Annotated in this window: 11 protein-coding genes and 1 pseudogene; 1 reads left to right on the top strand and 11 read right to left on the bottom strand. The window is 36.4% G+C overall.

What is annotated here, in order from left to right; translation table 11 throughout:
- Window positions 1-416 precede the first annotated feature (416 nt).
- The 10 genes and pseudogenes from EHS15_RS11900 to EHS15_RS11855 form a co-directional block, all read right to left on the bottom strand.
- Window positions 417-3842: an efflux RND transporter permease subunit gene (locus tag EHS15_RS11900; RefSeq protein WP_135760804.1), complete on the bottom strand. Its 3426-nt coding sequence runs from the start codon at window positions 3840-3842 to the stop codon at window positions 417-419.
- 9 nt (window positions 3843-3851) lie between these two features.
- A complete protein-coding gene (locus EHS15_RS11895; protein ID WP_210416341.1) occupies window positions 3852-4862 on the bottom strand; it encodes a heavy metal-binding domain-containing protein in 1011 nt (336 codons plus the stop codon).
- 40 nt (window positions 4863-4902) lie between these two features.
- Complete coding sequence (locus tag EHS15_RS11890; RefSeq protein WP_135760802.1) at window positions 4903-5352, bottom strand: LIC13259/LIC11441 family protein; 450 nt, start codon at window positions 5350-5352, stop codon at window positions 4903-4905.
- Between the two features lie 13 nt (window positions 5353-5365).
- On the bottom strand, window positions 5366-6736 hold the full coding sequence (locus EHS15_RS11885) for a TolC family protein (protein WP_135760801.1): 1371 nt from the start codon (window positions 6734-6736) through the stop codon (window positions 5366-5368).
- Between the two features lie 604 nt (window positions 6737-7340).
- The gene (locus EHS15_RS11880) at window positions 7341-8372 is read right to left on the bottom strand and encodes an adenylate/guanylate cyclase domain-containing protein (RefSeq protein ID WP_135760800.1); all 1032 of its coding nucleotides are present in this window, start codon (window positions 8370-8372) and stop codon (window positions 7341-7343) included.
- A 114-nt stretch (window positions 8373-8486) separates the two neighbouring features.
- Complete coding sequence (locus tag EHS15_RS11875) at window positions 8487-10463, bottom strand: heavy metal translocating P-type ATPase (protein WP_135760799.1); 1977 nt, start codon at window positions 10461-10463, stop codon at window positions 8487-8489.
- 43 nt (window positions 10464-10506) lie between these two features.
- On the bottom strand, window positions 10507-13614 hold the full coding sequence (locus EHS15_RS11870) for an efflux RND transporter permease subunit (RefSeq protein WP_135760798.1): 3108 nt from the start codon (window positions 13612-13614) through the stop codon (window positions 10507-10509).
- Complete coding sequence (locus tag EHS15_RS11865) at window positions 13604-14842, bottom strand: TolC family protein (protein WP_135760797.1); 1239 nt, start codon at window positions 14840-14842, stop codon at window positions 13604-13606. Before EHS15_RS11865 ends, EHS15_RS11870 begins: the two co-directional genes overlap by 11 nt.
- A gap of 48 nt (window positions 14843-14890) precedes the next feature.
- The gene (locus EHS15_RS11860; RefSeq protein ID WP_135760796.1) at window positions 14891-15265 is read right to left on the bottom strand and encodes a hypothetical protein; all 375 of its coding nucleotides are present in this window, start codon (window positions 15263-15265) and stop codon (window positions 14891-14893) included.
- Window positions 15266-15417: 152 nt separating this feature from the next.
- Window positions 15418-15561: pseudogene (locus EHS15_RS11855) on the bottom strand (DUF3703 domain-containing protein); the annotation flags it as partial.
- Window positions 15562-16370: 809 nt separating this feature from the next.
- On the opposite strand from EHS15_RS11855, the gene EHS15_RS11850 reads away from it, so the two are divergent.
- Window positions 16371-16652 (top strand): hypothetical protein, encoded by a 282-nt coding sequence (locus EHS15_RS11850; RefSeq protein WP_135760795.1) that lies wholly within the window; start codon window positions 16371-16373, stop codon window positions 16650-16652.
- Between the two features lie 137 nt (window positions 16653-16789).
- Here EHS15_RS11850 and EHS15_RS11845 read toward each other — a convergent pair.
- Window positions 16790-17461: hypothetical protein (locus EHS15_RS11845; RefSeq protein ID WP_210416340.1), on the bottom strand; the 672-nt coding region annotated here is incomplete at its 5' end.

The following is a 17461-nucleotide window of genomic DNA, read 5'->3' as shown; positions in this document are numbered from 1 at the left end:
GATGTTTGGTCCGAAGTTCGAGAGTAGCTCGAATTTCGGGTTAGGCGTGTTCGTGCGGGGAGTTGTAAATAAGTGCCTTGTCTTTTTGTGGCTCGAAACATGCGATCGTGTAGAGTTATCTGCTATTTTCGTTTTCTGTGAAATTTTCTCTGTTTGGGCACTGCTCATGAGTGACGTTTTATTTGAATGTACAGGTTTTTGTCAAAGAGAATTGGGAGGATATGCGTCAAGTTAGGTAAGAAATTCAAGGAACTCTAAATTCCCTAAAGGAATAATCTTGCAAAGGAGATCATCTTTCCCAAAAACACGCAAAAGACGTTAAGATGAAATTAAATACTAACTTATAACAAACTAATATCTTACTCCTTCAAAAAGTAAGATATTAGTTTCCCTCGAATCATTCTTCCTATTATTTTCTAATCGCTTGGCTCATCACTGTGCATATTTGCTTTTTTTCGACTTGTTTTACTTTTTACTTTCACAACTGGATGATCATCTTCCAAAGGAGTTTCCACCACTTCATTATTAAAGTATTCACCAATCTCTGAAATAGGAGCTGTCTCAAAGGAATTTGATTTAGGTATTTTCTTATTGCCAAACTGCAACATTCGAAGTCTCCCTTCTTTCCAAAGCATATAAATAGGAGGATAAACCAAAAGTTCTAAAATAAAACTTGTTAAAAGTCCCCCAACCATAGGTGCTGCAATTCGTTTCATTACATCCGAACCAGTGCTTTGAGACCACATAATAGGCAGAAGACCCATCATTGCAGCAAGAACCGTCATAATTTTCGGTCTTACTCTATGAACTGCTCCATGAATGATAGCTTCAATCATCTCTTCCTTATTTCGCAATTTTCCTTTTTTTTCTGCATCATTATAGGAAAGATCCAAATATAGGAGCATGAAAACACCCGTTTCAGCATCTAAGCCCATGAGAGCAATCATACCAACCCAAACTGCAACAGAAATTTGATAATCTAACACGTATAAAAGTCCAACTGCTCCTATTAAGGAAAAAGGCACCGCAAGTAGAACAATAAGTGTTTTCGCATAAGACTTCGTGTTAAAATATAACAAGATGAATATGATAAAAATGGTCAGAGGTAAAATGTAGCGCATCCTCTCTCTAACACGAAGCATGTTTTCATATTGACCACTCCAAACTATGGAAAAACCAGGAGGCAGTTGAATCGATTTAGATACTAATAGTTTTGCTCGATCGACAAATCCACCAATATCGGAAGTGGAAGGATCGACATATACATACCCAGCTAGAAATCCATTTTCATCCCGGATCATAGAAGGACCTGTCTTAGTTTTAATCTCTGCTATTTCAGAGATAGGAACATGTCCGAACTCTCGTGTTGGAACAAGTATAGATTTAATTTTATCTACAGAATCTCTCAGTTCTCTCGGATATCTTATGTTTACTGAAAAACGTTGTCTACCTTCTATAGTGAGTGTGACCGGTTCTCCACCAATAGCTGCCACCACAATTTGTTGAGCAGCTTCGATAGAAATATTATATCTTGCGAGTCTCTCCCGTTTCAAATCTATATCTAAAAAATATCCACCAACTGTTCGTTCTGCGAAAACACTCCTTACATCTTTATCCGACTTCAATAGAGTTTCAACTTCAACACCGATTCGTTCGATTTCTTCCAAAGAAGAGCCCATGATTTTTATGCCAATGGGAGTTCGCATTCCCGTACTCAACATATCAATCCTAGCTTTAATAGGCATAGTCCATGCGTTTGTAGCTCCAGGAAATTGCATTTCGCTGTTCATCTTTTCGACAAGTTCATCTTTAGTTAGCCGATCCGAAACAAAAGGATAAAACGGATACTGAAAAACTTTAGGCCATTGAGAATAGAACCTCTCCGCTTTTCTCCATTCACTCTGTGGCTTTAAAAGAATAACAGTTTCCATCATTGAGAATGGAGCCGAATCAGTTGCCGTGTCAGATCGACCTGCTTTTCCAAAAACCCTTTTCACCTCAGGGAATGACTTTAATTTTTTATCCATTACAACCATGAGCTTTTCCGCTTCGGAAACAGATATACCTGGTAAAGTGGTAGGCATATAGAGGAAGGATTCCTCGTAAAGCTGAGGCATAAATTCAGATCCCAAGCTAAAATAAACAGGAACAGTAAGTAATACGAGTAAACCTGCTGAAGCAATAATTGCTTTAGGTCTATGTAATACCCAACGACAAGCTGGTTCGTAAAATTTGAAAAGTATCTTACTTACTGGATGTTTTTCCTCTGGATAATATTTACCAACTAAAAGAGTAGTTGCGACCTTTGATACAAACTTGCTTCGAAATTGGAAAGGCTCCATCCTGGTAAAGAGCATACGAAAGGCAGGGTCTAAAGTAATTGCTAAAAAAGCAGCAACAGCCATAGCAATGTTTTTTGAATATGCTAACGGTCGGAATAATCGCCCTTCTTGATCTACAAGTGTAAATATTGGGAAAAAAGCGACAGCAATCACCAACAATGAAAAGAATACAGAAGGCCCAACTTCTAATAATGCCTCTAACCGTACTTTATGATAATCGCCAATTCTTCCTCCAGATTCCCATTCCTCTAATTTTTTATATGCATTTTCAACTTCGACAATGGCACCATCCACCAATACTCCTATGGAAATTGCCATGCCAGCAAGTGACATGATATTTGCATTAATATCAAAAAGTTTCATTGGTATAAACGCAATGATGATTGAAATCGGAATTGTAAGAATTGGAATGATCGCAGAAGGGAAATGCCATAAGAAAAGAAGGATCACAAAGGATACAATCAGCATCTCTTCAACAAGTTTAAATTTTAAATTGGAAATCGCATGATCAATCAGTTCAGAACGATCATAAGTAGTAATTATTTCAGAGCCAGTAGGTAGATTCTTTTTGATTTCTTCAATCTTATCTTTGACTCTTTCTATAACGGAAAGGGCATTCTCGCCATGCCTCATTACAATCGTTCCACCAACAACATCCCCTTCCCCATCCAAATCGACAATTCCTCTTCGTATGTCTGGGCCAAATTGCACAGAAGCTACATTTCGTAACAATACAGGTGTTCCATTTAAATCAGTAGCGAGCGGAATATTCTCAATATCAGAAAGAGATGTTAAATATCCTCTTCCTCTTACCATATACTCCGCACCAGATATTTCTAAAAGCCTTCCTCCAGTCTCTTGGTTGCTTTCTCGGATTTTTTGAACGATTGTTTCGAATCCAATATTATAAGATCTTAAAGCATTTGGATTGATGGTGATCTGATATTGTTTTTTAAAACCGCCAATACCTGCTACCTCTGAAACTCCAGGAACAGAATTCAAAAGATATCTGAGTTGAAAATCTTGATAAGTTCTCAAGTCAGCAAGAGAATTATTTCCTGTTTTATCAACAAGTGCATATTGAAATATCCAACCCACAGCACTTGCATCAGGCCCTAATTCAGTTCTAACTCCTGGAGGCAAGAGTGGTTGAATCCGAGACAAATATTCTATCACTCTAGAACGAGCCCAATAAATATCTGTTCCATCCTGAAAGATAACATATACATAGGAAAAGCCGAAATCGGAAAATCCTCTTACTACTTTAATCTTAGGTGCGCCAAGCAAGGAAGTAATAATCGGATATGTGACTTGATCCTCAATGACGTCTGGACTCCGATCCCATCTAGAATAAATGATTACTTGCGTATCAGACAAATCAGGAATCGCATCTAAAGGAATCGTCTTCATCGAAATATAAGAGGCTACAAGGAGAACAGCCGTAAGAAGTAAAATTAAGAACTTATTATGTGCTGAAAAACTAATAATAGATCGTATCATTTTTAATCCTCAATGTGAGTGTGCATTCGAACCGAATCGAATCTTTGCTTCAGAATCGATAAGGAATGTCGACTCACTTACAACACTCTGTCCATCTTCCACACCAGAGATAATTTCTGTCCAAGAGTCGAAAACTTTCCCGGTTTTAACTTCCACAGGGCGGAAGCGATCTGGTCCAGTCTGTACATAAACTAACTTACGAATACCTGTATCCAAAATAGCAGAAGTGGGAATGCTTAAAATTGCAACAGAACTCAATTGAGCATTTGTTTCTCCAAACATCTGAGGCTTCAAAAGATGTTCAGGATCGGACACTTCGCTCCTAAGTCGTAGCGTCCGGCTATTTTTATCAAAGATAGTATCGATACTTTTGATTTTACCACGGAATTCACGATTCGGATAAACATCAGTTTTAAAAGCAATCGCCAAACCGACCTTTATACTAGAGAGGTCTGATTCGTAAATTTGTGAGTAAATGTGGGCTCTACCAGCTTTTCCACCTAAGATGAGTTCAGAGGGATCTCTTTGTCCTGATGACCAAAGACGAATTTGCTCTACAGAAAGACCTAATTGACGCAGTCTTAACTGTAAATTTGTAATATTGATACCTGAACTTACTTCTGGAGCTAATGCTGAAGATCGAATAGCTTCTTTATATTCAGTTAATGCCGCATATAAATCTGGATCATAAGCTACACTTGAATAAAGTCGAAATTGCTTAGTTAGATCTTTCTTGCTTGCTATTTCTGTTTTGATTCCAATTGTCTGCTGCTTCTCCTTAGAAAGCACAACTTCATCGGAGGTTTCTTGACCTTCCTCCATTTGGGAAGAAGGTTCTGAGTTATGTTCTGTATGGTCGGTTTCCTTAATGTCCTCTTTTTTCACCAAATCCATATTACAAATCGGGCATGTTCCAGGACGATCTGAAGTATAATTAGGATGCATCGGACAATAATAAGTATCCTTTTTTTTCGAACAGTTCATCAAAAAGGATACTACTGTTATCATCAAAAGAAGCATCGGCACTCTTACTCTTCTCCCTTTTGGCGAGGAGAAAAGTTTATTCGGCTTCACTTACGACTACTCCACAGGACTTCATTTTAGAGTCATAAGGATTTCGGATATTCTTACCTTCAGCTAACCATTTTCTTTTTAGCATTGGGCAATAGAACACAGAAACGCCAGATTTATCATGATGACCAATGATAGGTTCTAATGCCTCAGAGAGTTTCAAAAACAATTCTCTTTTTTTGTTTAAATCCTTTGTCTTTCCAATCTCTTCAGAAATGGGGATAGCTTTTCGGAAATATTCTAAATCTTTCTTTCGATCAGGCTCTCCCTTTAGCATTTCAGTGAGTTTGCTTGTGTCCAAAACATCTGACTTTTCGGAAAAAATTTCCGCATGAATTCTTGCAACTTCCCGCAAAACAAAAGTTTCCTTTCCTTCATGAGAGAAAATTGAGGTTGAAAGTGATGTGATAATAAGTAGAGAATAGATTATTCGTTTCATAAATTTTTCCTAATTAGTGATTTTTATGTTCAGATGTTTTAATTTCTTTATATAATAAGCTCAAAAGCTTCAAAACGCTGATTATAGATTCGTTTTTACGTTCCTTCAGATCTTCCAAACGAATTTTAGTATTTAGAATCTCAGTTTGAACCAACAATGTATCTAGTACATTGGATTTTCCAGCAGCGTATTGATAGGTTCCAGCTCTTGCTGCCTTTTCGAGTTCAGGAATCAGCCTCTTCTCAAATATTCCTATTTGTTCTGCGAGTCCCTTAAAGAGAGAGAGATTTCGCTGTAACTCAGAAAACATTTGATTTCTTGTTTTTTCCACAGAGTCTTTTCCTGCTTCTGCTAAATGGTCGCTCTCACCTGTAATGGAGTCCCATTTGAGTGCCGACCAGACAGGAACTCTCATGTTTATCCCAAGACTGAAAAGATCTCCACGATATTCAGTGACATCCATAAGTGCGTAATTTAACGGACCTTGATCTAACACGAATGTCTGCGGTTTCCTTTTCATATAGGAGAAGAAAACTTCTGTTTCTGGCGCCAAAGAATATCTAGCCAATTTGGCCTGTTCCTTCAAACGCCTTTCTTCTTCTGTTTGGATTTTGTAATCTGGGGAAGTTTCAACTATTGATGAATCGGACTTCATTAAACTTTCCAACTCAAGATATTCCTTCTCCAAGAATGAATCCAAATCCATTTCGCTCAAATCAGCAAAAGACAACTTTCCAGAAATCAGATAATAATCCAATTGAGAGCGTAAATCGTTTAGAGAAGTGGAATATTCTGTTTCTCTCGCCACAGCCTCGGTCTTTGCTACAGTTGTTTTTAAAACACCGGCTAACGTGCTTCCTCCATAAGAATATGAACTTTCGCTAATAGATTTTTGTGCATCTAGCAGTGATAGAACTCTTTGGTTGATTAGTTTTTTTCTTTCAAAAGATTTAAACCGGTTTAGGCGAAGAAAAAGCTCTCCTGCAATCCGATTAACTCCAGAAAGATAAGCTAGATCAGCTTCACTCTGAAGAAATTTCGAGACTTTCTTTTGAGTATCTAATTTGCCGGGAAATGGAAACTCTTGAGATACGGAAAGTTCCATCCCTGTCATTGTCGGCGTATCTAACGCCTTGTTTCCGCTTAAGGAGTATCCATTTCGTGTTGGATAATTCCGAAAAGCAAAACCAACTTTAGGGTCAGGTAAAATCCCTGATGCCTCTGTATGAAATTTATGTGCCTGCGAAGTTCCAGCCAACGACTTTGACTCCGGGTGTTCTGAGGCCAAAATTTCAAGTATATCATCAACACTTTTCTTTTCTGCAAAAAGCAAAGATGGTAATAGTAACTGAATAAATATTAAATAAACAAGTATGCTCTTCATACTTCTCCCTCCAAAGGTAGTTTAGGAAAAAGAAGAGGCTTTTAAATGAGGAAAACTTGTAAGAGTGCTAATCTACCTTGAAGAGAAACATCCGAATATGGATGATGAATATGAAAAGAAACCTTTTCAAAATTTATAAAAAACGAGTCGGCGATGGAAAGAAGTCGATAAAGAACAACTCGCTTTACATTTTTCTTTTCCCAATCGAAAGAACTGCCAGAATCGCCAGATGAAATCGATTTTTCCTTTCCACAACAATCTTGTGATTCTGCTGAAGATTCTTGAGCCTGATGGCAGGGAGGAAGTTCGGAAGCATCAAGTGAAATTTCCGTTGAATTCGTGAACAAAAGAAGACAAGAACCGGAAAATATAGCGAAAGATGAGCAAGCAATTTGTAAAAGGAACCCTGTTCCAACTACTAAACCTACAATCTTTTTTGCCCAAGCTCTCATACTTTAATTCATCTGACTCGAAAAAAAATACAAATGTCAATAAAAAATGCTAGATGAAAAAAAAAAGAGAAGGTGTTTCTTGGTTCATAGGTGCCAAACTGAGGGTAATTTTAAAATAAATCCCCGCAATTTTATATCCTATAAATCCTTTGCTAGAGAATTACTTCAAAAAGAACGCAAGACTCAGATCGCCCCTTCACACGGACTGTGTCAATCTCACGATACAGAATCTCATGATCCAATTCCTTTACTATAGCATCTGACATAAGGATCGATACATTATATTCTTTGGTTAAATTTTCAATACGCGAAGCTAGATTAACAGGATCGCCTATCACGGTGTAATCTGATCTGTCTGACGAACCAACATTTCCTGCGATAACTTTACCTAAATGTAAACCAATTCCTGAAGTCAGAGGAAACGACAAATAGGGTTCATATTTATTTAGTTCAGCAATTCTTATTTGCATTTCTTGCGCAGTCTTTACTGCGATTTGCGCAGAACCTTCCTGTGGGATGGGAACTCCGAAAACTGCTAAAATAGCATCTCCAATAAATTTATCTAAATATCCTCCATTCTTCAGAATAATCTCTGTCATAGCCCCAAAATATCCATTTAAATAACTTAGTAATTCGTCTGGCTTTAAATGTTCCGATATTGTCGTAAAATTACGAAGATCACTGAATAAAATAGGAACGCTGACTTCACGAGGAGATAAAGCTTCCCCATGCGTAATAATCTCTTCTACAATCTGTGGAGACAAATAACGAGCAAAGTGGCTACGAATTTTTTCTTTCTCCTCTCTCTCATGCTTCTCGTGATCCCGTATAATTCCTGTGATTGCACCGAGGACTATCAAGAATGCAATCTCAATATTATGCTCCATCTCAAGCATATTATGATGATCTATTTCATGAACTGAAAAATAACTCATAATGACAAAATGAAGTAAACCAGCCAAAGCACCTATCGTAACTCCGAAAGCCATACTCGACATTACTGCTGCGTATATAACGGGGAAATAGTATGTTCTCAAAGAAACAGCCAAAAGAAAATCATTCTCTCTCGTCAATGCCCACCAATGAAAGAGTGAAATCAAGAATAGTCCAAAAACGGAAAAAAAGAAAACACGTCCATTGGGCATACGAGAATGTAAAAGATGCTTTTTATCAAATAAATTCATTCTAATCTCGAAAAAGATATTTTAATTGTGGCAAATACGTTTGAGGGAAATCAGGCTCTTCAAAAATGCCAACATCATTTACTTTGATTAAAACAACAGTTCATAGTAAATAGTTTAAAACTTCATTCGTTGTATTTTTACTGCATTCAAAATAGCAATTAACGCAACTCCCACGTCAGCAAACACAGCTTCCCACATTGTAGCTAATCCACCGGCCCCTAAAACTAATACGATGCCCTTTATCACAAAAGCCAAAATGATATTTTGCCAAACAATCCTTTTCGTCTGTCTTCCAATATGAATTGCCATAGGTATTTTACTTGGCTTGTCATCTTGAATCACTACATCGGCAGTTTCAATGGTGGCATCGCTTCCCAAACCACCCATTGCAATACCAACATCGCTCAATGCGATAACAGGTGCATCATTCACGCCGTCTCCGACAAAAGCAACTGTTTCCTTTCTCGCTTTGATTTCACTCACCTTCTTGACTTTGTCTTCGGGAAGTAAATCTCCAAAAGCATGATTGATACCCAATTTCTCTGCAACAAATCTTACAACCGTACTTTTGTCACCACTTAACATTGTTGATTTTACACCAAGTAAATTTAACTTATCGACAGTAATTTGAGCATCTTCTTTTATGCTATCCGCAATGGTAATGTAACCTACAAACCTTCTATCATAAGCCACAGCAATGACCGTATAAACAATACTGCTTGGATCAATATTGTAAATGATCGAAAATTTATCTAATAACTTAAAATTCCCCACCAATAACTGTTTTCCATTTATCTCTGCCTTTAGTCCATGTCCTGAAATTTCTTCTACATTCTGCAATTGAATATTATTATTTATTATACCCATAAATTCCAAAATTGCAGTTGCCACTGGATGGTTGCTATAACTTTCCAAAACATTGACCATTTGAAGAATTTCTATTTGATCAAATTCTTTGTTGAAAACAATTTCTTGAACTTTAAAAACGCCCTTGGTCATTGTTCCAGTTTTATCCATTACTATGTTTTGAATGCTCGCAAGAGAATCTAAAAAATTACTTCCTTTAAACAATATTCCATTTCTACTTGCTGCACCAATTCCGCCGAAATAACCCAAAGGAATACTAATCACCAATGCGCAAGGGCAAGAAATAACGAGAAACACTAAAGCCCTATATAACCAATCCTTAAATTGATACTCAGCTATAAAAAAATAAGGTAGTGAACATATTGCTACGGCTAACAATACTACAATAGGTGTATAAATGTTTGCAAACTTTCTGATAAATAATTCGGTGGGAGCTTTTCTTGATGTGGCATTTTGTACCAACTCTAAAATTTTACTCAATTTACTATCGGTGTACGCCATCGTTACTTTTACCTGTGCAACGGTAGTAAGATTTATCATGCCTGCCAATACAGTATCACCTTTAACTTTTGTATCAGGCTTACTTTCGCCAGTTAAAGCCGCAGTATTGAAAGATGCCGTTTGGGACAATAATGTACCGTCCAAACCTAGCTTTTCCCCAGGTTTAAGCTGAATAATCTCTCCAATGCCCACACTTTCTGCCTTTACAGTTTGTTGTTGATTATTTCTTAAAACCGTCACTTCATCAGGCCTTTGATCAAGCAACGATTTGATGTTCAACTTGGCTCTTTTTACTGCCAATGTTTGAAATATCTCTCCTACGGAATAAAATAACATGACTGCAACGCCTTCTGGATATTCACCAATAGCAAAAGCTCCGATCGTGGCAATACTCATCAGAAAGAACTCAGAGAAAACATCTCCTTTAACTATACTTTGCAACGCATCTCTCAATACAGGAAAACCAACCGGAACATAGGAAATCGTATACCAAAGAATCCTTATCCAGCCAGTAAACCAGCTAGGCTTCAATAAATTATCAAAGAAGATAGCAACGAGTAACAACGCTAACGATAAAATACTCGGCAAAAATATTTTCATAATATGATTGTGATCATGCCCGTCATCATCACTGTGTTCGTGCTGATGTGTTTCTTTTTTACCATAAGTTTCTTCTTCCTGTCCGCAGCAAGGCGACTTACCCTGGGTATGTTTATGTTCCATATTTCCTTTCCTCATATACCACGTAAAATTACTAATTCATTGTTTAATCTTCTTCAAGCCATTCATAAAAGACAGGAAGAAGAAATAACGTCAACAAGGTGGAAGAAATCAATCCCCCAATCACAACAGTTGCCAATGGCATTTGCACCTCAGCGCCCAAACCTTCACCGATTGCCATTGGAATAAATCCTAGAGATGCGACTAAAGCTGTCATTAAAACTGGTCTGAGTCTCGATACAGCTGCTTCTTGTACGGCTTCTTTCAGAGACATTCCATTCTTTCGTAGCTGATTGATATTATGTATTTTCACAACTCCGTTCAGAATGGCGATACCAGATAAGGCAATAAATCCGATAGCAGCAGAAATACTGAAGTTCATTCCTCGCAAGTAAAGAGCGAAGATTCCTCCTGTCGTTGCAAATGGGATACTTAAATAAACCAAGATTGCCTGCTTGTAGCTGTTCAAACTTTTGAGTAAAAGAAAAAAGATGGCAAACAAAGTAACTGGCACTACGATCGCAAGCTTTGACTTTGCTTTCTCTAAATTTTTAAACTGCCCTCCCCAGAAAACCTGATAATTGTCCGGTATGCTAAGATTTGAATTAATTTTTTCTTTTGCATCCTTAACAAAACTCTCCATATCACGATCATCCAGATTAATAGAAATTGCCGCATAACGTCGACCATTGCTGCGAGAAATAGTCATCACCTTTTTTTCTAATGTATAACTAGAAACTTCCTGCATGGATATTGCGCCTAAATCCAAAGTTCCTATCGGCATTTGATTTAAATCGGCAAGGGACTCACGGTATTCTTCCGCAAGCTTTACAACAATAGGAAATTTTTTATCGTCCTCATAATAATTACCCACACTTCTACCACTTAAATAGGCATTGTATGTATCATTAAAGTCCTGAATGGTAATTCCGTATCGAAGGATACGATCGTAATTTGGCTTAAAATCCAAAACTTTGCCATGCCTAAGTGCCAAAATAGGATCAAGCTCAACATCACCTACACCATTGATTGACTTTAAGTTCTCTTCTGCTGCGTTTTGAAGTGTGATCAATGTCTCCAAATCATTTCCAAGAATACGAAAGGTAATATCAGCACGACTGCCTTCCAATAATTCATTGAATCTAGCTTCCACAGGCTGGCCAATAGATATCTCATCATCAGGGAACTCGTTGTTCAATTTGATTCGTAACCTTTCAACAAACTCATTCCAGTTTTTTTCTTTAATTAAGGAATCGATAGAATCTTTTTTAAGGATAACGAAAGTATCAGACATATAAATTCCCATCGGATCATTGGCAACTTCTGTTGTACCTGTTCTTGAAAACACATACTCAACTTCCTTGAATTCACTCAAAAAAGCTTCCATCTTCTTCTGCGATTCAGTTGACTTGGTTAAACTAATGTTACTGTCTCTAACGACGGTAATCATCATGTCGCCTTCTTTCAGCTGAGGAATAAAATCCCCCCCCAATTGAAAGAAAAGAAAACACGAAAAAAGGAACAAGGAAACAGCGGATAATAATGCAAATCTTCTCTGTTTGAAACCGAAAAGAAGAATAGGAATATATAAACCTTTCAGTTTTTCAAATCTTCCTTTCTTTTTCGATTTCTTTAGATGTCCTTTCACAATGAACAAACATAAAAAGGGAATGATTAATAAAGTGATTAAATAACTTCCTCCCAGTGCGAGTAGTACTGCCTCTGCCATAGGACGAAACATCTTACCTTCTATTCCATCCAAGGTTAAAATAGGAATATATACCGTTGCGACTATGATGATACCTGATGTGACTGGAGCTAAAATCTCCTTAGAAGCATCCAGCACAAATGAAACAGGATCAGAAATCGGACTATCACCTAACTCTTCTTTCTTAGCAAGAATATTTTCTACCATAACGATGGCAGCATCAACGAGTAAACCAAAATCAATCGCACCAAGACTCATCAAATTCGCCGAGATATTGAAGTAATACATTCCTATTGCAGTAAAAAGCATAGAAAGAGGAATAATGATCGCCACAAAAATGGAAGCCCTAAAATTACCTAAGGCAAGAAACAAAATGAAGACAACGAGTAATGCGCCTTCTGTTAAGTTTTTGGCAATTGTCGATATTGTAGCATTAACCAAAAAACTCCTTTCGCTTAATATATTGATCTCTACATCTTCTGGCAATTGAATCCTTTTCAGAAAATCCTTTAGCTCACTTACCGTTTCTCTACTATTTGATCCCATTAACATCATTACAGTACCGAGAACGATCTCCTTTCCGTTATGTGTTGCCGATCCTAGTCGTTGCATTCCATGCACTCTTACGACGGCCACATCACCTACTCGAACTAAATTGCCAAAACCGTTTTGGCGGATCGGAATCTTTTTCAATTCTTCCAGTTTCAATCCACTTCCGAAAGATCTTGCGATGATCATTTCATCATTTTTCTCTATATACCCCCCACCAAAGTTGTCTCCCACAGAATCAAGAGCTTTAACGATTTCGTTAATGCTAATACTTTGCGCTTTTAATCGATTCGGAATTAAATCGATATGGATTTCTTGCGCATACCCGCCTATCGTATCTACTTCCGCAATATTCTTCACGTTGGATCGGATTTGATTTCTTACACTTAAATCCTGTATGGTTCTTAAATAAGTAAGTTTTTCTGCCTCATCCAACAAATCCAATTTAGAGCCAGGTTTTGCTGCAACGGAATACATCAATATCTCACCGAGTCCTGTCGTAATAGGTGTTAATTCAGGCATAGCCCAAGGAGGAATTCTATCTTTTACGTTTTGAAGTCGTTCCATTACGATTTGCCTAGCGCGGTAAACATCAGTGCCATCTTCAAAAGTTAAAACAACATTAGATAATCCGAATTTAGACAACGACCGAATATCAACCACACCAGGAATCCCGGATAACTCAGTTTCAATAAAAAACGTGATGGTCTTTTCCACCAGTTCTGGGTCAAGAGAACCTGATTTTGTATTCACTTCTACAATTACGTTAGAGATATCCGGCAATGCATCCAGGGAAACTCTCGACAAAGAATATAAACCTACGGAAACAAGTAGAAACGAAAAAATGATAACAAAACTTCTATTCCTGAGCGAATACTCTAATATTCTACTTAACATTGATGGCTCCTTCGAAATCGGGATTATTAGTTAAAAATAATATTTCGGTAATATTTTCCACAAACTGCATTTGATAATCATAGATTGCTTCGTGAGTTTCGTGTAGCTGGGTTTCAAGCTCCAAATAATTGATTAAACTGATTCGACCTTTAATAAATTCGTTATCTGCATAACTCAACTTTCGTTCTATGGAAGGAACTAACGATATGGAAAATTTATCCAAAGATTTATTGATTGAATCGTATTCAATTAAACTAGAATTCAATCGAGTGGTTAAGATTCTTATCTGATGATTTAAAAGGTAATTTTCAGACATTGCCCGAGCTTGCATACTCTTCACAACATCCTCATTCGTATCTAATGTAGGAATGGCGAACGAAACTCCCAAATCAAAGAACCTGTTGGCAACACCCGATTTATCTTCTCCAACAGAACCCTGCAATTTTATATCCGAATATTTATCTAGTTTCGCAAGTTCGACTTCTTCCTTTGCTTGTTGAATTTTAGTCTGCGATTGTTTTAAGATGGGATTTTGACTGATCATTTCCGCTAAGAGATTATTTTGTGTTAGAGGCTTTCCTTTCAGAAGCCAGGGAGAGTAAATCGAAACTTCCTTATCCAATCCTAAGAAAAAATTCAACTTCTCCCATTCTACGGATTTATTTTTCTCGAGTACAATCAGGTGTTTCTGAAGGGTTAACAAACGATTTTGAACAAGATACAACTCAACTTTTGTTTCTGGAGAAACGAATACCTTTTTCTCGATAAAGGATTCAATTTGAGAGACTCTTTTGATTCGATCCTGAATATGAGAGGCCTTTTCTAAAGCGATTAAATAGGAATACACTAGCTTAATCACACTAAATCTATATTCTAACTTACTTTGTTCTAACTCAGCCAAAAGGGATTTTTCGCCCGCCTCAGCGATTTTGATTCGTAAGTCTCTTTTACCTGGATAATAAAAATCTTGGCTTAAACCTAATGCATATTCGGGACCAGATTCATTACTTGCCCGCCTTCTACCGTAATCCAAGGAAAGGTTCGGGTTCTTGTATTTACCCGCTTTTTGTTTTAAATTCTCAGCCTCTTCTACCTTTGCCTGACCGGAAAGAATCAAATCTGCTTTTGATTCAGCTAGAGTCAGGATTTGGTTTAGAGAATACGACTGAGAATACAAAGGCAACGTAAAGACGAAGCCGAATGTAAATACATTCTTCAATGATAACATATATAAACTCCAAAATGAAATAAAGCGAACAGTAAAGTTGACTTTATTTTAAATCAGTAGTTTAATGGGAGTTAGCTTGTTGGAATAAAATAATTCTGAAAATACCAATTCAGGGTTTTGATATTCAAGATGACCAATCAAAGAATTTGGAATTTCTGATACGAAAAATACGAGAGAAACAATAAAAACAGGTTTGATGTATTTGGTAGAATCGAAGATAGAATAATCTTTTTGACAAAAACAATCTTCAATTTTATGGCTCTTGCCGTCGCAAGGAGCTTCTGATGTTTGGTGATTTACCTCTATGGCTTGGGAAACAAATTCGTCACTATAACAATGGAAGTCATAAGCTTCTAAAATGTTGCAGGATACGGAAATCAATATTCCAAGTAATAATATAGATGTGAATATTTTACGTACCATGATACTTTTGACGATCTTCGAAAGTAGAATCTATCTCAGTTTTTTACTCCTAAACCGATTTACAAGAAAATTTATCACCTAAATGCAACAGATTTTCATAATTGCAGAAAAAAAGTAAAGTTTCCTTTCATTTAACAAGCTAACCTACGGCCTCACTTCAATCCAGCAAGCCTTCTACTTTTCACATCTGCATCTTTTAGAAGAGAGCGAAGGTCTTCTGGAATCGCCATAGGAGCAAGAATAGGAACAGAAGGACTTCTTCCTATATTTCTTACTGGAATTCGATTCAATAAACTACCAAGCCAATTAGAGACTCATACGAATGATTTGGTCGATAATCTCTTGTCAATGTCCCATTCTTAAACCCAAACGAAACATACAAAATTGTATTTCCTTACGAGGAACAGGGAGATATGGCATATGATAGGCACTCTTTCCAGATATAGAAACTAGATTATATTTCCATATTTAGGTCTGAAAATTTAAAAACCTACTTTTCGATAAAATAGACATAGAAGATTTCAAAGCCACTTAATCGCAAGATCGCATTATTTTTTTTTCAGAATTCAGAATATCCGTAAGGCATGCTATTTTGATACACAGGGTTATCAAAAATATCCATTTCTTTTAGAGTTTCCCTTTCTTGCACAATTCCATCAATATGAAGCCGATTCGATTTCATCTCTTTATCAAAGAAAACAGCTTAAATCAGAAATCCCTTATTATAAAAACGCATATTCCCGATGGAGAACCAATCCCATTGTAAAACAAAAATACAATGAACTTTATAGCAAAATTCTAACCGATGAACCAGAAGTAATTCCCATACAAAGGAAAATCAATACGACAGCAAAAGAAGAGAAGGAAATTTTTACTCTTCCTCTAACTTAGATCGAACCAGCCATTTGGGAAGATAAAGAAAAATGGTTCGAACATCTTCAAAATTTAGAAGAAAGAGTTTGGGTTTTGACTTTAATGATGGGAGTATCGATCGGGTTTCACTTTATTTTCGGACTGGTTCTTATTTTCAGGTTTTTAAATAAAAAATAAAACAATATTGATAAAGCCAAAACATAATAAATAAAATATGGACTATAATATTTTTATGAAACTAACTAATAATAAAAACAAAATACTAAAAAGAAAAATTTTCTTACATAAAATAAATTCATGCTTTGCCAAAGATAGCTACTTTGCAAATAATTTGAAAATCGATATTAAAGAAGTTAGAACAGCAATATTTAATCTCGAAAAAGATGGGAAAATTACAATTCATCATACCAAATCAGGAGAAAGAAGACTTTTACCATGTGACTGTGCTACTGTGAATAGAGAAATGGATAATATTCAGCTTCATCTTGAGAAAAAGAAACATATTCATATCTGATAAGAAGAAAAAACCCCTGATCACTGAGAATTCATTGCGCTTGAATGTATCCCTGTGACCAATCTATTACAGTATTTGTCTAATCAAATCCTTTCACTAGACACTTATGGGACAATAGACGGTCGAATAATACCAACTCACGCAGCTCTATCAATCAATATCTGAACCTGATTTCTTTGTATTTTTGGCTGTAAATTATTAAGTTCTGCCTTTGTTATATTAAGACGTAAAGAACTTGCAGGCCTTTTTGGATTTGGTGTTAAACTTTTTAGAAACATGACATCACGGTGAAGCTCCTTCTTCGTCCCCACGATTTTCTTCATCCAAGTCGATTTAAATGATATAATCTCGTTATCTTTATTTAATTTAATATTTAGAGTCTCTATCATTTTTTCTTTTACTTTCTTAGATCTCCTTGGCGTCCTTTTAGCTTCCATCATTTTATTGAATTCACTTTTCAAATCCTCAACCTTAAATTTTGGTTTATTTGATTTAAAAAGATCTCCTAAAATCTTTTCGATTTTAGGTCTGTCTGAGGTTTTATACAAAACGGCATCATGAATATTCACATAAAATAAATCAGGATAATTTGCCTTAACTAATTTTGCAAACTTTCTCAACATTGTATTTGTTTCTTGATAGTTAAGATCGTCAGAAATATCAGTTCCTGATCGTTTCTTAATATAACGATGAATATTAGGAAACTCAATTTTCATAGTGTCATATACATCTCTAAATGCCGGACCAATCATTTTTGATCCATTTGCTCTTTTCACGAAATATTTATTCTTATGTGTATAAAGATAAAT

It is taken from the genome of Leptospira idonii, assembly GCF_004770995.1.
Lineage (GTDB): Bacteria > Spirochaetota > Leptospiria > Leptospirales > Leptospiraceae > Leptospira_A > Leptospira_A idonii.
This window is presented reverse-complemented; position numbering and strand designations above follow the sequence as displayed.